The 18,977-nt window shown below is 63.5% G+C and carries 16 protein-coding genes; 7 read left to right on the top strand and 9 right to left on the bottom strand.

Annotation, left to right across the window (positions count from 1 at the left end):
• Positions 1–52: 52 nt before the first annotated feature.
• Complete coding sequence (locus GKZ68_RS13900) at positions 53–1,141, top strand: mannose-1-phosphate guanylyltransferase (RefSeq protein WP_173115795.1); 1,089 nt, start codon at positions 53–55, stop codon at positions 1,139–1,141.
• A 72-nt stretch (positions 1,142–1,213) separates the two neighbouring features.
• Here the strand turns inward: GKZ68_RS13900 and GKZ68_RS13895 are convergent, their stop codons facing one another.
• The 3 genes from GKZ68_RS13895 to GKZ68_RS13885 form a co-directional block, all read right to left on the bottom strand.
• A complete protein-coding gene (locus GKZ68_RS13895) occupies positions 1,214–1,555 on the bottom strand; it encodes a hypothetical protein (protein WP_173115793.1) in 342 nt (113 codons plus the stop codon).
• A gap of 84 nt (positions 1,556–1,639) precedes the next feature.
• Positions 1,640–2,452 carry a 23S rRNA (guanosine(2251)-2'-O)-methyltransferase RlmB gene (gene rlmB, locus GKZ68_RS13890; protein ID WP_254244007.1) on the bottom strand — a complete coding sequence of 271 codons (813 nt, stop codon included), beginning with the start codon at positions 2,450–2,452 and terminating at the stop codon, positions 1,640–1,642.
• 193 nt (positions 2,453–2,645) lie between these two features.
• On the bottom strand, positions 2,646–3,947 hold the full coding sequence (locus tag GKZ68_RS13885) for a GWxTD domain-containing protein (RefSeq protein WP_173115791.1): 1,302 nt from the start codon (positions 3,945–3,947) through the stop codon (positions 2,646–2,648).
• On the opposite strand from GKZ68_RS13885, the gene GKZ68_RS13880 reads away from it, so the two are divergent.
• Entirely contained in the window at positions 3,946–4,242 is a 297-nt protein-coding gene (locus GKZ68_RS13880) for a DUF4834 family protein (RefSeq protein ID WP_173115789.1), read from the top strand. The two genes, GKZ68_RS13885 and GKZ68_RS13880, sit on opposite strands and share 2 nt — an antisense overlap.
• 4 nt (positions 4,243–4,246) lie before the next feature.
• On the opposite strand, the gene GKZ68_RS13875 is transcribed toward GKZ68_RS13880, so the two are convergent.
• From GKZ68_RS13875 to GKZ68_RS13865, 3 genes are all read right to left on the bottom strand, one after another.
• Complete coding sequence (locus GKZ68_RS13875; protein ID WP_173115787.1) at positions 4,247–4,729, bottom strand: hypothetical protein; 483 nt, start codon at positions 4,727–4,729, stop codon at positions 4,247–4,249.
• An 82-nt stretch (positions 4,730–4,811) separates the two neighbouring features.
• Positions 4,812–7,472 carry a DUF5686 and carboxypeptidase regulatory-like domain-containing protein gene (locus GKZ68_RS13870; protein ID WP_173115785.1) on the bottom strand — a complete coding sequence of 887 codons (2,661 nt, stop codon included), beginning with the start codon at positions 7,470–7,472 and terminating at the stop codon, positions 4,812–4,814.
• A 199-nt stretch (positions 7,473–7,671) separates the two neighbouring features.
• Positions 7,672–8,526 carry a DMT family transporter gene (locus GKZ68_RS13865; RefSeq protein WP_173115783.1) on the bottom strand — a complete coding sequence of 285 codons (855 nt, stop codon included), beginning with the start codon at positions 8,524–8,526 and terminating at the stop codon, positions 7,672–7,674.
• Positions 8,527–8,664: 138 nt separating this feature from the next.
• Between GKZ68_RS13865 and GKZ68_RS13860 the strand changes: the two genes are divergently transcribed.
• Together GKZ68_RS13860 and GKZ68_RS13855 are read left to right on the top strand one after the other, a co-directional pair.
• Positions 8,665–9,162, top strand: coding sequence for a regulatory protein RecX (locus GKZ68_RS13860; protein ID WP_173115781.1), 498 nt, complete (start codon positions 8,665–8,667; stop codon positions 9,160–9,162).
• Positions 9,163–9,229: 67 nt separating this feature from the next.
• On the top strand, positions 9,230–9,592 hold the full coding sequence (locus GKZ68_RS13855) for a hypothetical protein (protein ID WP_173115779.1): 363 nt from the start codon (positions 9,230–9,232) through the stop codon (positions 9,590–9,592).
• Between the two features lie 91 nt (positions 9,593–9,683).
• Here GKZ68_RS13855 and GKZ68_RS13850 read toward each other — a convergent pair whose 3' ends face one another.
• Positions 9,684–10,367 (bottom strand): DUF4230 domain-containing protein, encoded by a 684-nt coding sequence (locus GKZ68_RS13850; protein WP_254244006.1) that lies wholly within the window; start codon positions 10,365–10,367, stop codon positions 9,684–9,686.
• Positions 10,368–10,422: 55 nt separating this feature from the next.
• On the opposite strand from GKZ68_RS13850, the gene GKZ68_RS13845 reads away from it, so the two are divergent.
• Entirely contained in the window at positions 10,423–11,652 is a 1,230-nt protein-coding gene (locus GKZ68_RS13845) for a hypothetical protein (RefSeq protein WP_173115777.1), read from the top strand.
• Between the two features lie 4 nt (positions 11,653–11,656).
• Here the strand turns inward: GKZ68_RS13845 and GKZ68_RS13840 are convergent, their stop codons facing one another.
• Both GKZ68_RS13840 and GKZ68_RS13835 read right to left on the bottom strand, forming a co-directional pair.
• Positions 11,657–12,559, bottom strand: coding sequence for a 1-aminocyclopropane-1-carboxylate deaminase/D-cysteine desulfhydrase (locus tag GKZ68_RS13840; RefSeq protein ID WP_173115775.1), 903 nt, complete (start codon positions 12,557–12,559; stop codon positions 11,657–11,659).
• A gap of 121 nt (positions 12,560–12,680) precedes the next feature.
• On the bottom strand, positions 12,681–15,251 hold the full coding sequence (locus GKZ68_RS13835) for a YfhO family protein (protein ID WP_173115773.1): 2,571 nt from the start codon (positions 15,249–15,251) through the stop codon (positions 12,681–12,683).
• A 205-nt stretch (positions 15,252–15,456) separates the two neighbouring features.
• On the opposite strand from GKZ68_RS13835, the gene GKZ68_RS13830 reads away from it, so the two are divergent.
• Positions 15,457–16,293 carry an oxidoreductase gene (locus tag GKZ68_RS13830; protein ID WP_173115771.1) on the top strand — a complete coding sequence of 279 codons (837 nt, stop codon included), beginning with the start codon at positions 15,457–15,459 and terminating at the stop codon, positions 16,291–16,293.
• Between the two features lie 45 nt (positions 16,294–16,338).
• Positions 16,339–18,930, top strand: coding sequence for a bifunctional UDP-N-acetylmuramoyl-tripeptide:D-alanyl-D-alanine ligase/alanine racemase (locus GKZ68_RS13825; protein ID WP_173115769.1), 2,592 nt, complete (start codon positions 16,339–16,341; stop codon positions 18,928–18,930).
• Positions 18,931–18,977: the final 47 nt, after the last annotated feature.

Here is an 18,977-nt window from a genome sequence, read left to right as displayed (position 1 = left end):
CTAAGCAGGCAGCGCCTATCTTCGTCCCGACTCACTTCGCCCTCGCTTTCCTATGGAACATACCTATCTCGTCGTGATGGCGGGCGGCATCGGCAGCCGCTTCTGGCCCTTTAGCCGCACGCAGCACCCCAAGCAGTTTCACGATGTGCTGGGCGTGGGCCGGTCTATGCTGCAGCTCACCGTCGACCGCTTCCGGGGTATCTGCCCGCCCGAAAATGTGTTCGTCGTGACGAACCGCGACTACATCGAGCTCGTGCACGAGCACCTGCCCGAGCTGCCGATGAGCCAGATTCTGGGCGAGCCCATCGGGCGCAACACGGCGCCCTGCATCGCCTACGCCAGCTATTGCATCGCGCAGCGCGACCCCGAAGCTACCCTCATCGTGACGCCGGCCGACCACGCGGTGCTGCGCGAAGAGGAGTTTCGGCGGCTCATCCGCGAGGCCGTGGCGTCGGCCCGGCAGCACGACGTGCTCATTACGCTCGGTATTCAGCCCTCGCGCCCCGACACCGGCTACGGCTACATTCAGTACATGGATGAGCCGGCGCACCGTCTGCCCGACTCGGCACTCTACAAGGTGAAAACCTTCACCGAAAAGCCCAATAGCGACCTGGCCCGCATGTTTGTCGAAAGCGGCGATTTTCTCTGGAATGCCGGCCTGTTTGTGTGGCGCGCCAGCGCTATTATCGAGGCTTTTCACCAGTGCCTGAGCGACATAGCCGAAGTCTTCGACGAGGGGCAGCACCTGCTAGGCACGCCGCAGGAAGAGGCTTTTATCAACGAAGCATACTCGCGCTGCCGCAACATCAGCATCGACTTTGGGGTAATGGAGAAGGCTGATAACGTGTACGTATTGCCCGCCGATATCGGCTGGAGTGACCTCGGCACCTGGGACTCGCTGCACCAGGTGAGCCCGCACGACGCCCAGGGCAACGTTATCGACGGTGAAGTACTGCTCTACGATACCCGCGAGTGCCTCATCAAAACGCCCCACGAGCGCCTCGTGGTGGTACAGGGCCTCGACGGCTACATCGTGGCCGAGCACGACAACGTGCTGCTCATCTGCCAGCGCTCGGAAGAGCAGCGCGTGAAGGAGTTTGTGGCCGACGTGAAAGCTCGCAAGGGTTCGGGGTATAACTAGGCCGCTGATGAACAGACACAAAAAAGCCTGGCCGCTACGACCAGGCTTTTTTGTGTCTGTTTGATAACCATCTTATTTCAATTTGCTCAGAATCAAGTCGAGCTTGTCGTTCATGCCAGCCTGGCCCTGCTCCAGTCCAACCATACCAGATTTTAGCTCGGCTACGTCGCCTTTCAGCTCGGCCACGCCGCCTTTCAAGATTGCGACGTCGTCTTTCAGTTCGGCCACATCAGTTTTTATGATAACATGTTCACGTAGTAAGAAGGAAATATTATCGCTTTGCTGAATGGCAATGGTGGTAAGCTGGCCGACGGCGTTGGTCAGTTGCTTTAGCTGGGCCGTGTGGCGGTCCAGAATAGTCATTGCTTCGGAAAGAAGGGGCTCTAATTGGTCGAGGCGCTGGTCGGCAGTCATAGCAAAAGAATGGGTAAGACTCTTGAAATTCCAGATGAAGATTCAAAGGGGTTTTACCAAGAAAAGGTTGGCGGCCGGCGCGGGCTAACTGCGTCCCTTGGCCACTTCAAACAGCATGATGCCGGCGGCCACGCCCACGTTGAGGCTCTGAATCTGGCCGCTCATCGGGATGCGCAGGCGCTGGTCGCAGAGGCGCAGCAGCTCGGGCGCGATGCCGTCTTCCTCCGAGCCCATAACCACCGCGATGGGGCCGCTGAGGCTAGCCGGCGCGGAGTGGCCGAGGTCGGCGTCGGCCTTTTCGGTACAGGCAATGACGGTGAGGCCGCTGTTTTTTAGAAAAGTAATCGTCTGGCGCAGGTCGGGCTCGCGGCACACGGGCAGGATGTTGAGCGCGCCGGCCGAGGTTTTAACGGCGTCGCCGTTGATTTGGGCGGCGCCGCTGCTGGGCACTACCAGCGCCTGCACACCCAGGCACTCGGCCGTGCGGGCAATGGCGCCGAAGTTGCGCACGTCCGTCACGCGGTCGAGCACAAGCACGAAGGGCACCTTGCCTTCCTCAAACAAGCCAGCCAGCAGCGTATCGAGGGGCGCAAAGTCGATGGGCGACACGAAGGCTACGGCGCCCTGGTGGTTTTTGCGGGTCAGGTTTTCGAGCTTCTCGATGGGCACGTACGACACCGGCACGTTGGCCTGGCGGGCCAGGTCCGAGATGTCCTGCGTCATGGAGTTTTTGGTGCCGCGCAGCAGGAAAATCTTGTCCAACGTCCGGCCCGCGTTCAGCGCCTCCAAGATGGGGCGCAGGCCGAAGAGCATGTCGATGCTGCGGTCGGCCGCCGGGCGGGTGTTGTGCTGCTTGAAGGCGGGTGCGCCGCGCTCACCGCCCGGCTTGCGCGGCACCTGGCGGCCCTGCTCGTCGTAAAACGGGCGCTGCGGGCGGGCGCGGCTAGCCCCCTCGTTGCCGCCCGCGGGGCGGCGGTCGTCGCGGCCGGGCTCGCCCAGGCGCTCGCGCGACTGGCTGGCGCCGGTGCGGCGGTTATCGCTAGCCCCTCGCGGAAGCGGCGCGGTACGTAGTCGTCACTAAACCCGTCGTTTACCGGGCGGTCGTCGTTCTTCTCCATTGTTCTACGGCGGCATACCAGAGTAGCTCATACTCGGGCCGGCGCACCAGTTCGTAGTTATTAGGTGCTAAGGTACTAGGGCGCGGCCGGAAGGTGAAGGCCACGGCCTCGCCCTGGCGGCCGGCTTGGTCGTAGTGCCAGCGCTCTTCGCCGGTGGGCAGGCGGCGCACGCTCTGGGGTGGGCCGAGCACTACGTAGAGCAGGCCGCGGTCGGTGAGCCAACCGGCCTTGTGGCCGGTAAATACCTCATTGGCAGTAGTCACGCGCTGGTAGTAGCGCCGTATCATGTCGCGTCCGCGCATCTGGTCGCCGCCCGCCGCATCGAGCCAAAACCGGTCGATGGCCCGCTTGGGGTCGGGGGCTTTTAGCAGGGCCTGGCGCTCGGCAGTGGTAGTGAGATAGAGTAGCGGCGCGATAACTTCGGGCGCCGTGCTTTGGCCCGGAAAGCTGGCTGGCACCACCAGCAGCGGCAGCGTGCGCACCGGCTCGCCACCCGCGCCGCCTACTTTCAGCGCGTACAAGCCCTGCTCAGGGAGCCGCAGCAAATTGCCCGCCGCCACGGGCGCGGCCGACGAATCGAGCACTCCGAGCGTGCGCGGCGCCGCCACTTGGCTGCGCGGGTCGGTGAAGGGCGGCAGGGCCGGCGTACCGGTAGGGTAGCGCCGCCAACGCACTGGTTGGGTGAGCCCAAACGTGGCCACTGCTACGCTCTCGCCCGCATTTACATAAGGCCGGGCCAGCACCAGTCCCGCCGAGTCGAGCAGCACGAAGGGCCTAGCCAGCACCTCGGGCGTGAGGCGCAGCCAGGCGGTGGTGCTAGGGTCTTGGTCGGAACTAGGCGGCTGATTGGTGAGCGCAGGCTTATCGAGGCTGACCTGCAGCACCGCGCCGGGCGCGAGCTGGCTAGCCGCCACGGCGGCCGTAAGCACCTGCACCGGCGCGGTGGGGGTAGAGCCGGGGTAGGGGCGGGCCAGCCGCAGAACCTGCCACAGCGGCTGCTTGGCCTCGTAAGTGGCCCAGCCGGTGAGGCGCAGCCGCATCGGCGCGGAACCAGGCGCGGCTACCGGTTGGTTTATAAAGATGCGGAGGCTGTCGCCCTCGCGGCGCGTGGCGGGCAGCAGCCGGTCGGGCACCGGGCGGTAGAGGCCGGCAAAATCGGGCGTAGCCAGCAGGTGCGGCGCGGCGGCCGGGCTAGCCAGGCCCACCAGCCCAAGCGCCAGCCAAAACCAAGCTCCCCGCCCGTCGTAAATTGCCTTTCTTTTCGGATAACTCATGGGCTTCACGCTTTCGCTGCTGCTGTTTTTCGTGCTTGTACGGTTTGTGCTGCCCCGGGTGCTGCGGGCGGTGCTGGGGGGCTTTGTGCGGCAGCAGGTACACAAGGCGCAGCAGGGTGGTTTTTACCCGCCCAGCGGCTCTCCGGGCGGTGGGTATCAGGCGCCTCCTCAACCCGAGCCGACCGCTAAGCCCGGCCAGGTGCGCGTCGATTACGTGCCGCCCACAACCTCCGCGGGCGAGCGCAAGCCCGAATTTCGGGGCGGCGAGTATGTAGATTATGAAGAAGTGAAGTAGCTGCTCAGTAGCCTAGCGGCGGCATATAGGCGGCTTGGTCCAGCGCCCGGCGACGCTCCGAGTAAACGGTGCCATTATTGACGGAAAAGTCAGCGACGGCCTGCTTGTCAAGCGCGCCATTTTTGAGCAACTGGGCGCCATATATCTGGCGAGCTACGCTGAGCGAGCGGAACAGGCCCGGCATAGGGGTTTCGACAATTATGCGGGAAGCAGTAAAAACAAACTGCAAATAAGCTGTGCTGCCCGTTGGGTTGTTGGGACTAGCATTACCAGGGTCATTGAAACTCAAAAGCTTTACCACAAAGAGCCGCTCATTCTGCGGCGAATTGATGTAGTATTGGGTGCTGGTAAGCGCGCCGCCATCACCTTCGATGCGGGCGTAGGGTTGGCCGTCCACCGTCATCAGGTTCTTCTTAACGGCTATCTTTTGGGCATAGGCCCCGACTATGCAAAGGGTAAGTAGCAGCGTGCAGAATAGATTTTTCATGGTGAAAGAGGTTTGTATAAACCCACTTTCCCAAAAGCAATGCCATTTACGAAATCCACTAGAGGCGGGCTACGCAGTAGCTTTAAAAGCCTAGCCCCACCCGCAGCCCGGTGCCCGCGTGTTGGCCACTCTGCAGGCCGGTGTAAAAATCGACGCGCATCACCTTGAAAATGTGCTCAATGCCCGCCCCTAGCTCCAGGTAGTGGCCAATCTGGGCGGTGTGCAGGTAATTGAGCGAGAGTACTTCCTGCCACTTGAGGGCGCGCAGCAGCGGGATTTTGTTGAAAATAAACCCGTTGAAGTGGTGGTTGAAATGCCCTTCGAAATAGCTGGCGCGGGTGCTGTACTGGTAGTAATCGAGCAATTGAAACTCGTTGAAATTGGCCGCCAGCAGCGTGCGGTTGCCCGAAAAGTGGCGGTAGTCGGCGAACGTCAGCCCTTCCTGCTTGCCCGCGAAGCCGCCCACGATAGCCTGCACCATGGAAGTACCCGCTAGCCCCAGATTGAGCGTGTGGCGCACCGAGGCTTGCAGCAGCAGGTAGCGCACATCGGCGCCCAGCAGGTGCGGCACGGCCAGCCGGGCCTGCGCGCCCAGCGTCGGCCACTTTGAGCCCAGGTTGAACTTGCCATCGGGCCGGCTGATGTAGCGCTGGCCCGGCTTGTAGCTCAGGCTGAGGCCCAGCACGGCGGCGTTGCTGCGGCCGAAAGCGGTGGCGCTGCCGGGGGCCTCCTCGGCCACCGGCTCGTTGGGCGTGAAGGCGCGGCCCGGCACGTCGTGCCAAAGGTAATCGGCGGTGTTATAGAGTTCTACGCGCTGAAAATAGCTCGCCGCGCCGCGCACCGTGAGGCCATTAAGCGGCTCCCAGAGGTAGCTCAGCTCGGCGCCATCGCGGCGGTAAAGCTTGGCATAATTCTCATTAGCCAGCAGCGAATAGGCCGAGTTGATGAACGGCGTGAGCTGCGAGTTGCGGTCGAAGTTCTCGATGGTGCGGCCCGCAATGAGGCCGATTTGGCGCAGCTTCTGCGGGTCGAGCTGCCAGTTCATAGTCAGGCTGGGTTGCAGCTGCCGGTTCGAGAAGCCGTAGCGCAGGGTGGGCGTTAGGGTCAGGAAGCGGCGGTTGTCGGTGCGCTGGGTGTAGGTGGCTTGGGCGTTCAGCACGTAGCCCTCTACCGTGTTGTATTGCAGCTCGTTGAAAATGGGCGCCACCGTGAAGCTGCGCTTGGCAAAGGTGTTGCTGCGGGTATAGCCGGTAAGCAGCAGCTTGCCCGCGCTCAATTGATTGCGCTTGCGGTCGAGCGAGTCCTGGTAGGGGCGCGACTTGCGCACCACCTCGCTGCTATCTTTTTTGTGGTAGTCGATTTTCTCTTCCTCGGTGAGGGGCACCGGGCGCACCTGGTTCCAATAGGTGCTGTCGCGGTCGTTCACGCCATTTTCCACGCGCTCTACCTCGCCGCGCTTCAGCGAGGCTAGCGGGTCTTGGCGCAGCGAGTCGCGCCGGGCCTGCTGCACCTGGCGGCGCACCTGCCGGCCCAGGCCGCTGAGGTTGGGCTTTTCGCGCTTGATTTGCTGGGTCAGCTCCTTGGTCGTGACCGGGGCCACGGCCTGGGGGCCAGCGGCTTCGGGTTTGGGCGCCAGCTCGGCCGGCGGGCCGGGGTAGGTGGGCACCACGCGGCTGTAATCCGACAAAATACCCGTGGCGTAGCCCGAACCCTTGAAGCCGAACGCCGAAAAGCTGAACGTGGCCTGCTGCGACTGCACCACCCAGGCGTAGGGCACGCCGGGCGCGGGCGCATAAAGCTGCTCGATATGCAGCTCGTCGACGTAGTCGAGCTGAGCGTCTTTGGTCAGGCGCAGGTCTACCGAGTGCAGGCGCCACGACCCATCCACGACGTAGATAAAGCCCGAAAACGCCGGGTCGTTGCGGCGGCGGGGCGTGACGCGGATTTTGTGCACCGTTTCGCCGCCGCGCGTGCTGGAGCCCACCAATTCGTAGGTGTAAAACAAGCCCGCATTGGCCGCAATCGGCGATACGAAGCCCCGCCCGCCAAAGGGTGCCTTGATGAGGTTGTCGTAAAAATTGAGGCTAGCCCCGGCGCTGGCCTGGTCAAAGGGGATGCCGCGCGTGTTGCCGCTCACCCGCCCCGACAGCATGCGCTGCTTTATCACGTTGGGCTGCTGAAAGGAAATATCCGACAGGCTTTCCGCCAGGTAAAAGATACCCGGCTTGATGTCGGGCCCCACCTTAAAGAGGCCCAGCACCTTGCCCGGCGTATCGCTGAGCCGGGCCAGAATCTTGACGTAGAGCCGCGCCCGAAACGAGGCCACTTCGCGCCGGTAGTAGGGCCGCCACTGCTGCGCGTGCTGCACGATGGCGTAGGCCGGGTCGCGGTCCGAGCCGCGCACGGTCACTTCGTTCAGGCTGTAGGCCTCGGGGGCCAGCGCCACGTTGAGCACGAGTGTAGAGTCGCCGGCCGGCACGCGCACGGCTGCGGTGCGGGCGCTGTAGCCCACGTATTGAAAAACCAGCTGGTACGCACCGGCCGCAAGGCGCAGCTGGTACTGGCCCTGCTCGTTGGTGCCGGTGCTGATGGCCGCCCCGCGCACGGCCACGTTGGCGAAGGGCAGGCCCGCGCCGTCGGGGCCGCTGACTTTCCCCTTGATGAGGCCGGCGTGGGCTGTGCAGACCGTTAAGAGCCAGTAAATGACTGCGTATTGAAACGACTTGCGAGTAATAACCGGCATAAGTAAGCGTACTTCCAATGATAGGCAGCAAGATAGGCCGGCCGCTAGCTAGAAGCTCGGGCGGGCGAGAAGGTTGGCTGCCGGGCACGAAAACAGCTGCGCCGTCGCGGCCGGTAAAAAAAGTATGGTCATGCCAGGAGGAGCTTAGCATGACGCGCTACGTAACGAAATACTTGAAAAACGGGCCTGGCACACCCCGCTAGGCCCGTTTTGCCTGCCGGCTCGTATACCAGGCATTGAGCAGTACCCCTAGCAGAATAAGGCCAATGCCGGGATACACCGCAGGCTTGATATTATCGCCAAAAATGAAGTAGCCCAGTGCGGTAGCGTAGAGAAGGCCCAGGTAATCGAGGGCCGCTACGAAGTTGGCCTGCTTTTTTCGGAAAGCCTGCGTGACGCACCACAGGGCCACGTGCGTAAACACGCCGGCCAGGGCCAGCCAGGCCCAGTCGGTGCCGTGGGGCAGTTGCAGGTCAAATAGCATCCAGCCCGCCGCGATGGCCAGCGGCACCAGATTGAAGTAGAACACCGGCACCAGCGGCGCGACTTTATCACCTACCCGCCGCAGAAACACGCTGCTCAGGCCCGACGCTACCGCCGCGCCCACGCCAATCAGTACTCCGGCCGAGAGTAGGCCGGCCGTGCCCTTGGCCAGCAGTACGCCCGCCACCGCTAGCCCATAAAAAAGCCATTGCCAGGGCTTTAGCGGCTCGCCTACCAGCCCGATGGCGGCCACCGCCGTCACCACCGGCGCCAGGTAGCTGAGCGTGACGGCCCCGCCAATGGGTAGCGCCTTCAGGGCCAGAAAGCCGCCGATGATGGAGCCAGCGCCGAAGATGCCCCTGGCCCACAAATTACCGCGCGCCTCGGGTGGCCCCCACACCGGCGTGTGGGTGCGCCGCAGCTGAATGATGGTGAGGGTGAGCGAGATAAAGCAGCGGGCGAAAATGATTTCGGCGGTGGGCATGCCGTCGAGCTTCTTCACGGCCACGTTGACGACGGCCAGCAGCGCCGTGGAGGCCAGCATGAAGAGAATTCCGGGCGAAACGCGCATAGGGGCAAAAGCAGCGGCGCGCCCCTGGTGGCGGCACATTTGGCCACGGCCGGTGGTTGGGAAGTCGGGCGGCCCGGCTCTACAACGAGCCAGCGGCCGCTTCGTTCCCGTATTTTGCGGTGGCCCCACCTTTGCGCTATGTTTAAGAACCCCGACAAAGCTCCCAAAACCTACACGCCCGGCGAGGCGCTGCCCAAAATAGCCGCCTACTGCGCCTACCAGGAGCGCACCCAGCGCGAGGTGGAGGAAAAGCTCAAAAGCTACGGCCTCGACGAAGACGAAGCCGGCGAAATCATCATCCGCCTGAGCCGCGAAAAGCTGCTCGATGAGGAGCGCTACGCCCAGGCCTACGCTCGCGGCAAGCACCGCACCAACGGCTGGGGCCGCCGCCGCATCAAGCTCGAAATGAAGGCCAAAGGCCTGAGCGAGTATTGCATCAAGAGTGGCCTCAAGGAGCTCGACGGCGACGAATACTACGATAAGCTGAAGCAGCTACTAGGCCAGCGCGCCGCCCGCGAAAAGGAAACCCACCCCATGAAGCGCAAGATGAAGCTCATGGCCTACCTCACCCAAAAAGGTTACGAGTCGGACCTGATACAGGAGGCGCTGGGCGAGCTGGCCGATGAGGAAAGCTAGCCAGGCGGCAACTTCTGTTTGTCAACTACGTTAGTACTACCAAAAATAGCATCTAGCTTTTGACATCATGAAAATTGCAGTTGAGAAAGGCGAGGCCAAAGGTTTCCTGCCCGATGGCCGCCACACCGTTACCATCACCAGCATTGAGGAGGGTACCAGCGAGCACCAGAACGTGCCGTTTTTTGCCGCGCACATGGAAAGCGAGGACGGCTACGTGACCCAGCGTTTTTATAACTCGCCGGCCGGCCACCCCATTATTCTCTCGCTGTATTCGGCCGTGGGCATCAAACCCCAGGAGGGCAAAGACCTCGACACCAAGCAGCTGATTGGCAAGCACCTATCAGTGGAAGTGAGCGACCACAGCTATACCGACCCGGCCAGCGGCAACGAGCGCAGCATCCGGCAGGCCACGGGTTTCCGGGCGGCTTAATCAAGCTGTTCAGCAGCTTAGAAAGAAAAAAGCACCTCGTGCTGCACTAGTTGCAGCACGAGGTGCTTTTTTATTGGCTAATCGGCGGTGGCTACAGCTTGCGCCCCGGCCCCGGCGCCACCAGGCGCTGGCCAATAATAACGCGCCGCCCAGTGAGCGTGTGCAGCATGGGTGCCAGAATCTGCTGCGCATTGCGCTGGGTTTCGGCCAGGATGCCGCTTTGCAGCGCCGAGCGGCGCACCTGGGCCTCGGCGTAGCGATAGGCCTCATCGACGAGGCCGGCGTCGTCAAAAAAGCCGTTCTGGGTGCTGAATACGCGGCTTTCGTTGTGATTGACCTGGAAAGTACACAGCTCGGGGTCGGGTAAGGTGATGCGCACTACTGAGTCGCCCTCAAGCACTACGTCCTGGGGGCGGATTTTGCGCAAATCGAGGCAGCCCACGGCCTCGCCGCCCACGATAAGGGCCGCCTTGGCATCGGGTAAAAACGGGTATTTGGCCGAGCGCTTGTACTCCACTACGTCTTTGAAGCGGTAGCGCACCAGCTCCAGCTTGCCCAGGGCTTCGACTTGCGTGAGCACCGTGTTGTGCGTCACCGTCACCAGCGGCTCGCGGGCGGCCAGCGGGTTGAGGCTAGCCAGCGTAGCGCCGATTTTGCGCCACAAAAACACGCCCAGCGCCACGAGAATAAGCAACGGAACGAGGCGGCGAATAAGGCGAGGCAGCATAGCGGGCAGCAAGGGGCTAGCCAGCGCCAGCCAAATTGTGAGGTTCACCCAATAATACCCCAAACCCGGCCCTGAGGTTGGCAATACGTAGCTTTGGCAACCGATGCCCGCGCTTCCTGCTTTCGTTTCGTTACCGGTCCGCCGCCTTTGGCGCTACCACGGCTGGCTGCTGCCAGGGCTGTGGCTGCTGGTGCAGGCTGCTTATCTGCTAAAATACCACGGCCCGCACTACGCCAACGACAGCGCCCGCTACCTGGGCTACGCCGCCAACCTGGCCGAGCACGGCTACTACAAAATCGAGCCGGGCACGGCGCCCGCCACCTTTGCCAACAACGGCCTGGATAATTTTCAGTACGAGCACAACCAGCGCTATATCCTCTACCCGTGGTTTCAGAGCGTGTGGCTGCGGCTGCACGCCGGCTGGTGGGGCATTGTGCTGGGGCAGCTAGCTATTTCGGGGCTAGCGGCGCTGGCGCTCTACAGCGCTGTGCGGCGGCTGGCAGGCGGGCGGCGCGGCGCGGCGGCGCTGGCGGTGGGGCTGTTTGTGGGCTGGCCCGATGTGCAGCAGTTCAATTGCTATTTGCTTACTGAGTCGCTGTTTATCAGTCTGTCAGTGCTCTCGTTTTGGGCTTTGGTCAAAACGCGTGATGGCGGCTGGCTAGCCTGGGTAACGCTGATAAGTCTGCTACTACTCACGGCGCTGGTGCGGCCCAACGGCTTCGTGGTGGCGGGCGCAGTAGGGCTGGCGGGGCTAGCCACGCTCTATGCCCGAAGGCGCCGCGTATTTTGGCTGGCCGTGGGTGGCGCGGTGCTGGCTTCGCCGCTGGCCGTGTGGTGGCTCAATCATCAGCTGGTCAGCTTCTTTATCGTTGAAACCTACCTGCGCGGCGAGCTGATGTTTGCCACGCCGGTGTGGGCCGTGCACCCGAGCGCGCCGCTGGTGCTGCCGCCCGCCGGCATCGGCCAAATGTCGCGGGTACTTTACTTCGCCGCTCACAACCCTGGCTTTCTGGCCAAGCTGATGCTGGGCAAGCTGCTCGTCTTTTTCAGCAGCATTAAGCCCTATTACTCGCTGGGCCACAAGCTGCTGAGTGTGCTGGTGCTGTGGCCGCTCTACTACCTGGCGGTGCGCGGCACCCGGCTAGCCTCGGTGTGGCTGCCGGGCCGGGCGTTTCTGGCCGGCGTGCCGCTGCTGCAAGCCACCGTGGTTATGCTCACCGTCGATGACTACGACGTGCGCTTCCTGGCGCCGGTGCTGCCGTTCGTGTTTGCGCTGGCAGCCTTACAGTTATCAGCAGAACAGGAGGCCATTGCTAAAATTGTTAATCGCTAACTGCTCACTGCGAAAACCCCGCCCAGGCTTGCAGGCCGCCGGTGTGCACGGCCACTACGGTGCTGCCCGGCGCGAAATGCCCTTGCTCGATGAGGTCGAGCACGCCAAATAGCAGCTTGCCGGTATAAATCGGGTCGAGCAGCACGCCATAATCAGCCTCAAACTGCTGAATGAACGTCCGCAACTCGGCGGGCAGCTTGGCATAGCCGCCAAAGTGATAGTCGGTGTGCAACTCATAGCTAGCCCCGGCCGCGCCGGCGGTGGCTAACAGCGCCTCTACCTCAGTGCGCAGAAAATCAGCTCCTTTAAGCGCTGCTACGCCGATTGCGCGGGCCGGGTAGTCGGCCTCAGTCAGGCCCAGCACCAGGCCGGCCAGGGTGCCGCCGGTGCCGGCCGCTACGGCTATGGCGTCGAAGTCGGTGTGCAGGCGCAGCTCGCCGATGAGCTCGGCCACGCCGGGCAGGGCCAGCGCGTTGGTGCCGCCTTCGGGCAGCAGGTACACGGGGCCAAACTGCCGGCGCAGCGCGGCCAGAAAGGCGGGCTCGGCGCGCTGGCGGTAGGTGGCGCGGTCGAGGTAGTGCAGCGCCATGCCATCGGCCACGCAGCGGGCCAGGGTGGGGTTGAGGGGCAGGTGCTCCTCGCCGCGCACCAGGCCAATGGTTTCGAAGTGGTAGTGCCGGCCGGCGGCGGCCACGGCGGCCAGGTGGTTGGAATAGGCCCCGCCGAAGGTGAGCAGGCGGGTGTGGCCATCGGCCCAGGCCTGACGCAGATTATACTTGAGCTTGCGCGCCTTATTGCCGGGCAGGGCGGGGTTCACCAGGTCGTCGCGCCAGAGCAGCAGGCGCACGCCCCGCCGCTCGGCGCTCGGGTGAGGAATGGGTTGCAGCAAGTAGAAGTCGTCTGTCATTGCGGGCACAACGCCGTGAAGCACGGCTGTTCTGCCAGGCCTCCGCCAATATACTTCTGCAAAGAAAAGATAGGATGACGGGTTGCGCCCGCAATAACAGTTACAAGATTGGTAATCGCGGCTAGGCCACCTCGCCGGCCCGGCGACGACGCCGGCCAAACACGCCCGCCGCACCCACGGCCAGCAGCACGCCGATGCTCGAAAGCAGCGATACCGTGTTGCCAATCTTATATTCTTTGGGCTCAAACACGAACTTGATTTCGTGGCTGCCGGCCGGCACCTGCATGGCCCGTAGCACCCAGTCGGCGCGGAAGTGCGGCACCGGCTTACCGTCCAGAAAAGCCTGCCAGCCATCGGCATAGTACACTTCGGAGAACACGACTGTGCCCGGCTGGGCTGCCGAATAGCGGTAGGTGAGGGCGTCGGGCGCATAGCTGGTGAGGGCGATGGTGGCCGACGAGTCGGCGTACACGGCCGGCTTCACATCGGGAAATTTCTTGGTGTCCACCACGGCTACCTGCTTGGCGTTGAGCGTATTCAGCGCCGCCATTTCGGCGTCGGGGCTAGCCACGGCTTTCAGTTCGTGCACAAACCAGGCGTTGCCCAGCGCGCCGGGGTTGCGCTGTACCTGCTCGGTTTCGCCCTGCTTCTGGGGCGGCACTAGCACGTAGCGCGTGTTCAGCATGTTGAGCACGCCGGTATTATTCTGCGAAATCTGGCGCTCGATGAGGTCTTGGTAGCGGCGCAGCTTGGCGCCGTGGTAGCCGCCGATGCTCTTGTGGAAGTACGAAGTACGGGCTTCGTTAAAGGGGTTGCCCAGGTTGAGCACGCGGTAGCTCAGGTCTTTATCTTGCAAAATCTGCGTGTCGGCGGGTGTGGGCTGAAAGCTCTCGGCAATGGTTTCGGTCTGGAAATTCTTTTCGCCCAGGTAGCGCTTGTCCACCGTCCAGAGGTCGAGCAGCACCAGCGCGGCCACCGCCACGGCCGCAATGCGGGCGTCGATTTTGCCCTTCAAATAAAAATACAGCGCCGCCAGGGTGAGGCCCACAAAGAGCAGTCCGCGCCAGATGTCGTTGTGCAGCAGGTCGGCGCGGTCGGCGCGCAGGGCGCTCAGCAGCTGCGGCGTGAAGCCGCTTTGGGTCAAATTGGCATCCTGCGGCGAGGCGTAGTCAAAGCTGAGGCTAGCCACCCAGGTTAGCAGTAGAAAGCCCGCCGTAATGGCGCCCGCATAGAGCAATTGCTTGGTACGCGCCAGGTTATCAGCCGAATCGACGGCCACAGCTGGTGCGCCCGCTGCCGCGCGGGCCGCCTTGGCGAGGGCCGGGTGCAGCGGCTCGGTGGCCACCGGTGCGGGGCCGGTCGGCATTACTACCGCACGGGGCCGCAGGATGCGCGACAGGGCTAGCGCCGCCAGCAGCGGCATGGCTAGCTGGGCCATCACTAGCCCCATGCTCACGGCGCGGAAGCTGCGGTAGCCCGGCAAATAGTCGAAAATCAGGTTGTTAATCGTCTCGAAATTTTTGCCCCAGGCCAGGATAAACGACACCAGCGTGCCGGCTAGCAGCCAGTAGCGCGTGCGGGTATCCACCACAAACAGGCCTAGCACAAACAGGAAGCAGACCGTGACGCCCACGTACACCGGGCCGGCCACGTAGCTTTGGTCGCCCCAGTAGGTGGGCATGCTAGCCAAGTATTCTTCGGGTAAGCCGGCGGCGGCGATGTGCGAATCCTTGCCCAGCGGCATGGCACTGCTGCCGCCGTAGAAATTGGGCACCAGCAGGGTCATGGTTTCGCCGATGCCGTAGCTGTAGGCGAAGGCGTAGTCGCGGTCTTGCTGCCGGGCGCTGGGGGCCGCCTGGCCGGGCTGGGCCGGCAGGGCTTTCAGCTCGGAGGGCGAGCGATTGCTGTATTTGCTGTACTCGTAGGTGGTATAAAGGCGGCCGAAGCTCACGCCCACGGCCAGTAGCGCGCCCACCCCTAGCAGAATTACCCGGCTGAAAAAGTCGGGTAGCCGCCCGGCCCGGATGGCCGCCACCAGCTCGATAATCCCGTAAATCACCACCAGCAAGCCCAGATAGTAGGTAATCTGCGGGTGGTTGGCACGCACGTTCATGGTGAGGCCCAGCGTGAAGAGCGCGGCCCCCAGCCACTTATTCTGGCGCATGGCCAGCAGAAGGCCGCCCAGCACCAGCGGCGCGTAGGCCAGCGCCCACGACTTGGTATTGTGCCCGGCCGCCAGAATGGCGAGGTTGTAGCTCGAAAAGCCCAGCGCCACCGCGCCGGCCACCGCCACCAGGGGCCGCACGCCCAGCGCCACCAGCAGCACGTAGCCGCAGAGCAGGGCCACAAACAGATTGCTGACCACGCCGGGCAGGCCGAGCGCGATAAACTTTTGCACGTACACAAACAAGTCGCCGGGAAAGTGCACCGAGATGAGGTACGTCGGCATGCCCGAAAACATGGAGTTGGTCCACAGCGGCTCGTGGCCGTGCTCGGCGGCCCACTGCTGCGTCTCGTGCGCGCCGCCCTGAAACTGGGTGATGTCGTGCTGCGCCAGCGTCTGGTGCTCAAACACGATGGGTGCGAAGTAGGCCACGGCCAGCACCACGAAAAACAACATGGCCAGCACGTGCGGCCAGGCCCGCTGCCACAGCGGCGCGGGTGCAGGAGAAGAAGAAGCGGAAACGGCCATCGGGCGCTTAACTACGAGTAGGCAACTAAAGCCCGAAGGTAGCGCCGGGGCGGGGGATGCATAGAATGAAGTGCCTGTGCCTGGCTAGCACAGAATAGTTCGTGCCAGCCACAGACAATATTTTCCGCTTCATTTTCAACCCCGCTGGTAAAAACAATCGACCCGCGCTGCGTGTCTTGCTGCCTCATTCCACAAGACTAATCTCATGTCTGATACCCAAAAAACCTGGTTTATTACCGGGGCCTCGACCGGCCTTGGCGAGGCGCTGGCTAGCGTGCTGCTCGACAAGGGCGAGCGCGTGGTGGCCACCTTCCGGCAGTCGCCGCAGGTTGAAGAATTTACCCGGCGCAAGCCCGGCCAGAGCTTGGGCGTGCTGGTCGATGTGACCGACGCTGCCCAGATAACTGGCGCCGTGGCGCACGCTATTGCCGCCTTCGGCCACCTCGATGTGGTGGTGAACAACGCCGGCTACGGCTCGCTGGGCAGCATCGAGGAGATTACCGAAGCCGAAACTATTCGGCAGTTCAACGTGAACATAACGGGGCCTCTGCGCATCATTCGGGCGGTGCTGCCGCACCTGCGCGAGCGCCGGGCCGGCCACATTCTCAACGTAACCTCGGTGGGCGGCTTTATCGGCATGGCGCACGCGGGCATTTACAACGCCTCAAAGTTTGCGCTCGAAGGTATCGGCGAGAGCCTGGCCGCGCAGCTGAGGCCACTGGGCATCCACGTGACCAACGTGGAGCCGGGGCCGTTTCGCACCAAGTGGGCCGGCGAGTCGGCCACCTATACCGAGAATAAAATCGCCGACTACGCCGACACTGTGGGCGTGGGCCTCCAGGCTTCGCTGGGCCGCGACGGCAACCAGGCCGGCGACCCGGTGAAGGCTGCCGAAGCCATGTACCAGCTCGTGCGCCTGCCCAACCCGCCGGTGCATTTGCTGCTCGGCGGCTTCGCTTACCAGATGGTGCGCGACAAATTGCAGCGCCTACTAAAAGAAATCGACGACTTCGCCTACCTCGGCGAGCCAACCGATTTTTAGGCAGTGGCGCGAAGCGTCGTGCTACTGCCCGACCTTTGCCGGGCCATGCCCATCCGCTTTTCCGACCTGCCCGCCCTGCTCGGTGGCACCCTGCTGCAAGCCCCCGCCACCAACGATGCCTTGACCACGCTGCTGCTCGACAGCCGCCGCGTGGGCCTGGTAGAAGGCGCCGTATTCTTTGCCCTGCGCGGGCCTAACCACGACGGCCACCAGCACCTGGCCGCGCTGTACGCCAAGGGAGTGCGGTTATTCGTGGTGAGCCATCCGCCGGCTAGCCTGGTGCCGTTTGCCGGCGCGGGTTTCGTGCGGGTGGCCGATACGCTGGCCGCGCTGCAAGCGCTGGCCGCGCGCCACCGGGCGGCTTTTGCCGGGCCGGTGTGGGCCATCACGGGCTCCAATGGCAAGACTATTGTGAAGGAGTGGCTAGCCCAGCTGCTGGCCCCCGACGAAGATATTTGCCGCTCGCCTAAGAGCTACAACTCGCAGGTGGGCGTGCCGCTGAGCGTGTGGGAGCTGGCGCCCGGCCGGCACACGCTGGGCATCTTCGAGGCCGGTATTTCGGAGCGCGGCGAGATGCAAAGGCTAGCCAGCATTATCCGGCCCACGCACGGCATTTTTACTACGCTGGGCACGGCCCACGACGCGGGCTTTGCCTCAGCAGAAGAAAAGCTGACTGAAAAGCTGCGGCTATTCGAGCAGCCCGGCTTCGAACTACTCGTGTACTGCGCCGACCAGCCCCTGGTGCACGCGGCCGTGCGGACGCGTGGCCTACCTGCCCTGGCCTGGACGCGCCACAATGCCCCCGGTGCGGCCCTGCGCTTTCGCCTTAAGCCCACCACGGCGGGCACCACCACCGTGCGGGTGCGGCTGAGCGAAACGGCGGCCACCGCGCACTTTCCGGCCGAGCACCTGGCCTTGCGCGCCGCCGCGCGCTTCACGCTGCCCTTCGCCGACGAGCCCTCGGTCGAAAATGCCCTGCACTGCCTGGCCGTGCTGCTCTGGCGCCAGCTCGACCCCGCCCACGCCCTGGCCCCGGCCGAGATGCAGCGCCGGCTGCTGCGCCTGCACCCCGTGGCCATGCGCCTCGAAATGAAGGCCGGCCGCCACGGCTGCTACCTGCTCGACGATACCTACAACAACGACCTGGCTGGCCTCTCGCTAGCCCTCGATGCGCTGAGCCGGCAGGCCCGGCCCGGTGGCCGTACGCTCATTCTCAGCGACGTGCTCGAATCGGGCTTGGGTACTGCCGAGCTCTACGGCCGCGTGGCGGCGCTGGTGCAGGCCCACGGCGTGACGCGGCTCATCGGGGTGGGGGATGCGCTGAGTCATGAGTTTGAAGAAGTGAAGGATAGCCAACTCAAAATTCAGCATTCAAAATTCAAAACTCAGTTTTACCCCACCACCGAGGCGCTGCTAGCCGACTTGCGACCGGCTGATTTTCAGAACGAAACGATACTAATCAAGGGTGCCCGGCGCTTTGGCTTCGAGCGGGTGGTGGCGGCCTTGCAGCAGCCCCAGCACGGCACGGTGCTGGAAGTAAACCTCGACGCACTGACGCACAACCTCCAGTACTACCGCCAGCGCCTCAAGCCGGGCACTAAGCTCATGGTGATGGTGAAGGCCTTTGCCTACGGCAGCGGCTCGTATGAAGTGGCTAGCCTGCTCGAATTTCAGCGGGCCGACTATCTGGCCGTGGCCTACGCCGATGAAGGCCAGCAGCTGCGCGACAACGGTATCAGCCTGCCCATCATGGTGCTGAATCCTGGTCCTGACTCGTTTGACCAGCTGCGGCGCTATCGGCTGGAGCCGGAAATCTACTCTATCGAGCGCCTGCGCGACTACCTGCAAGCGGCCCGCGAAGCCAGCGCCGACGGCGCCGGCCCGCTGCCGTCGCTGCACCTCAAGCTCGACACCGGCATGCGCCGGCTAGGCTTCGCCGAAGAGGAATTGCCCGACTTGCTGGCGCTGCTGGCCGCCCACCGCGCCGCCCTGCCGGTAGCGGGCATCATGACGCACCTCGCCGCCGCCGACGACCCTAGCCACGACGATTTTACGCAGCAGCAGCTCGCCACCTTCCGGCGCATGGCCGCCGCCATCGAGCAGGTGCTGGGCTACCCGGCGCTCAAGCACGCGCTCAACTCGGCCGGCATCCGGCGTTTCCCGGAGGCGCAGCTCGACATGGTGCGGCTCGGTGTGGGGCTCTACGGCGTGGAGGCCGGCGCCGAGGAGGCGCATAATCTGCTGCCGGTGAGCACGTTGAAAACCACTATCTCCCAAATAAAAACCCTGCCCGCCGGCAGCACCGTGGGCTACGGCCGCCGGGGCGCCGCCACGGCTCACGAGCGCCGCGTGGCTACGCTGGCCATTGGCTACGCCGATGGCTACGACCGGCGCTTCTCCAACGGCCAGGGGCTGGTGCTGCTGCACGGCCGCCGCGCGCCGGTGGTAGGCTCGGTGTGCATGGATATGGTGATGGTGGACGTGACCAACGTGCCCGAGGCCCGGCCCGGCGACGTGGCCGTAGTATTTGGTGAAGGATTGAGTACGAGCGAATTGGCCCAGCGCATCGGCACCATCCCGTATGAGCTACTCACCAACGTGAGCGAGCGCGTGAAGCGGGTGTTCGTGAGCGAATAGTGAGCGTGCTTACGAATTGCTGAATAGATAGTTAGCTGCGGATTAGT

The sequence above is a fragment of the Hymenobacter sp. BRD128 genome, assembly GCF_013256625.1.
GTDB lineage: Bacteria > Bacteroidota > Bacteroidia > Cytophagales > Hymenobacteraceae > Hymenobacter.
Note: the sequence above shows the minus strand (reverse complement) of the source record. Positions and strands in the feature narration are given on the sequence as shown.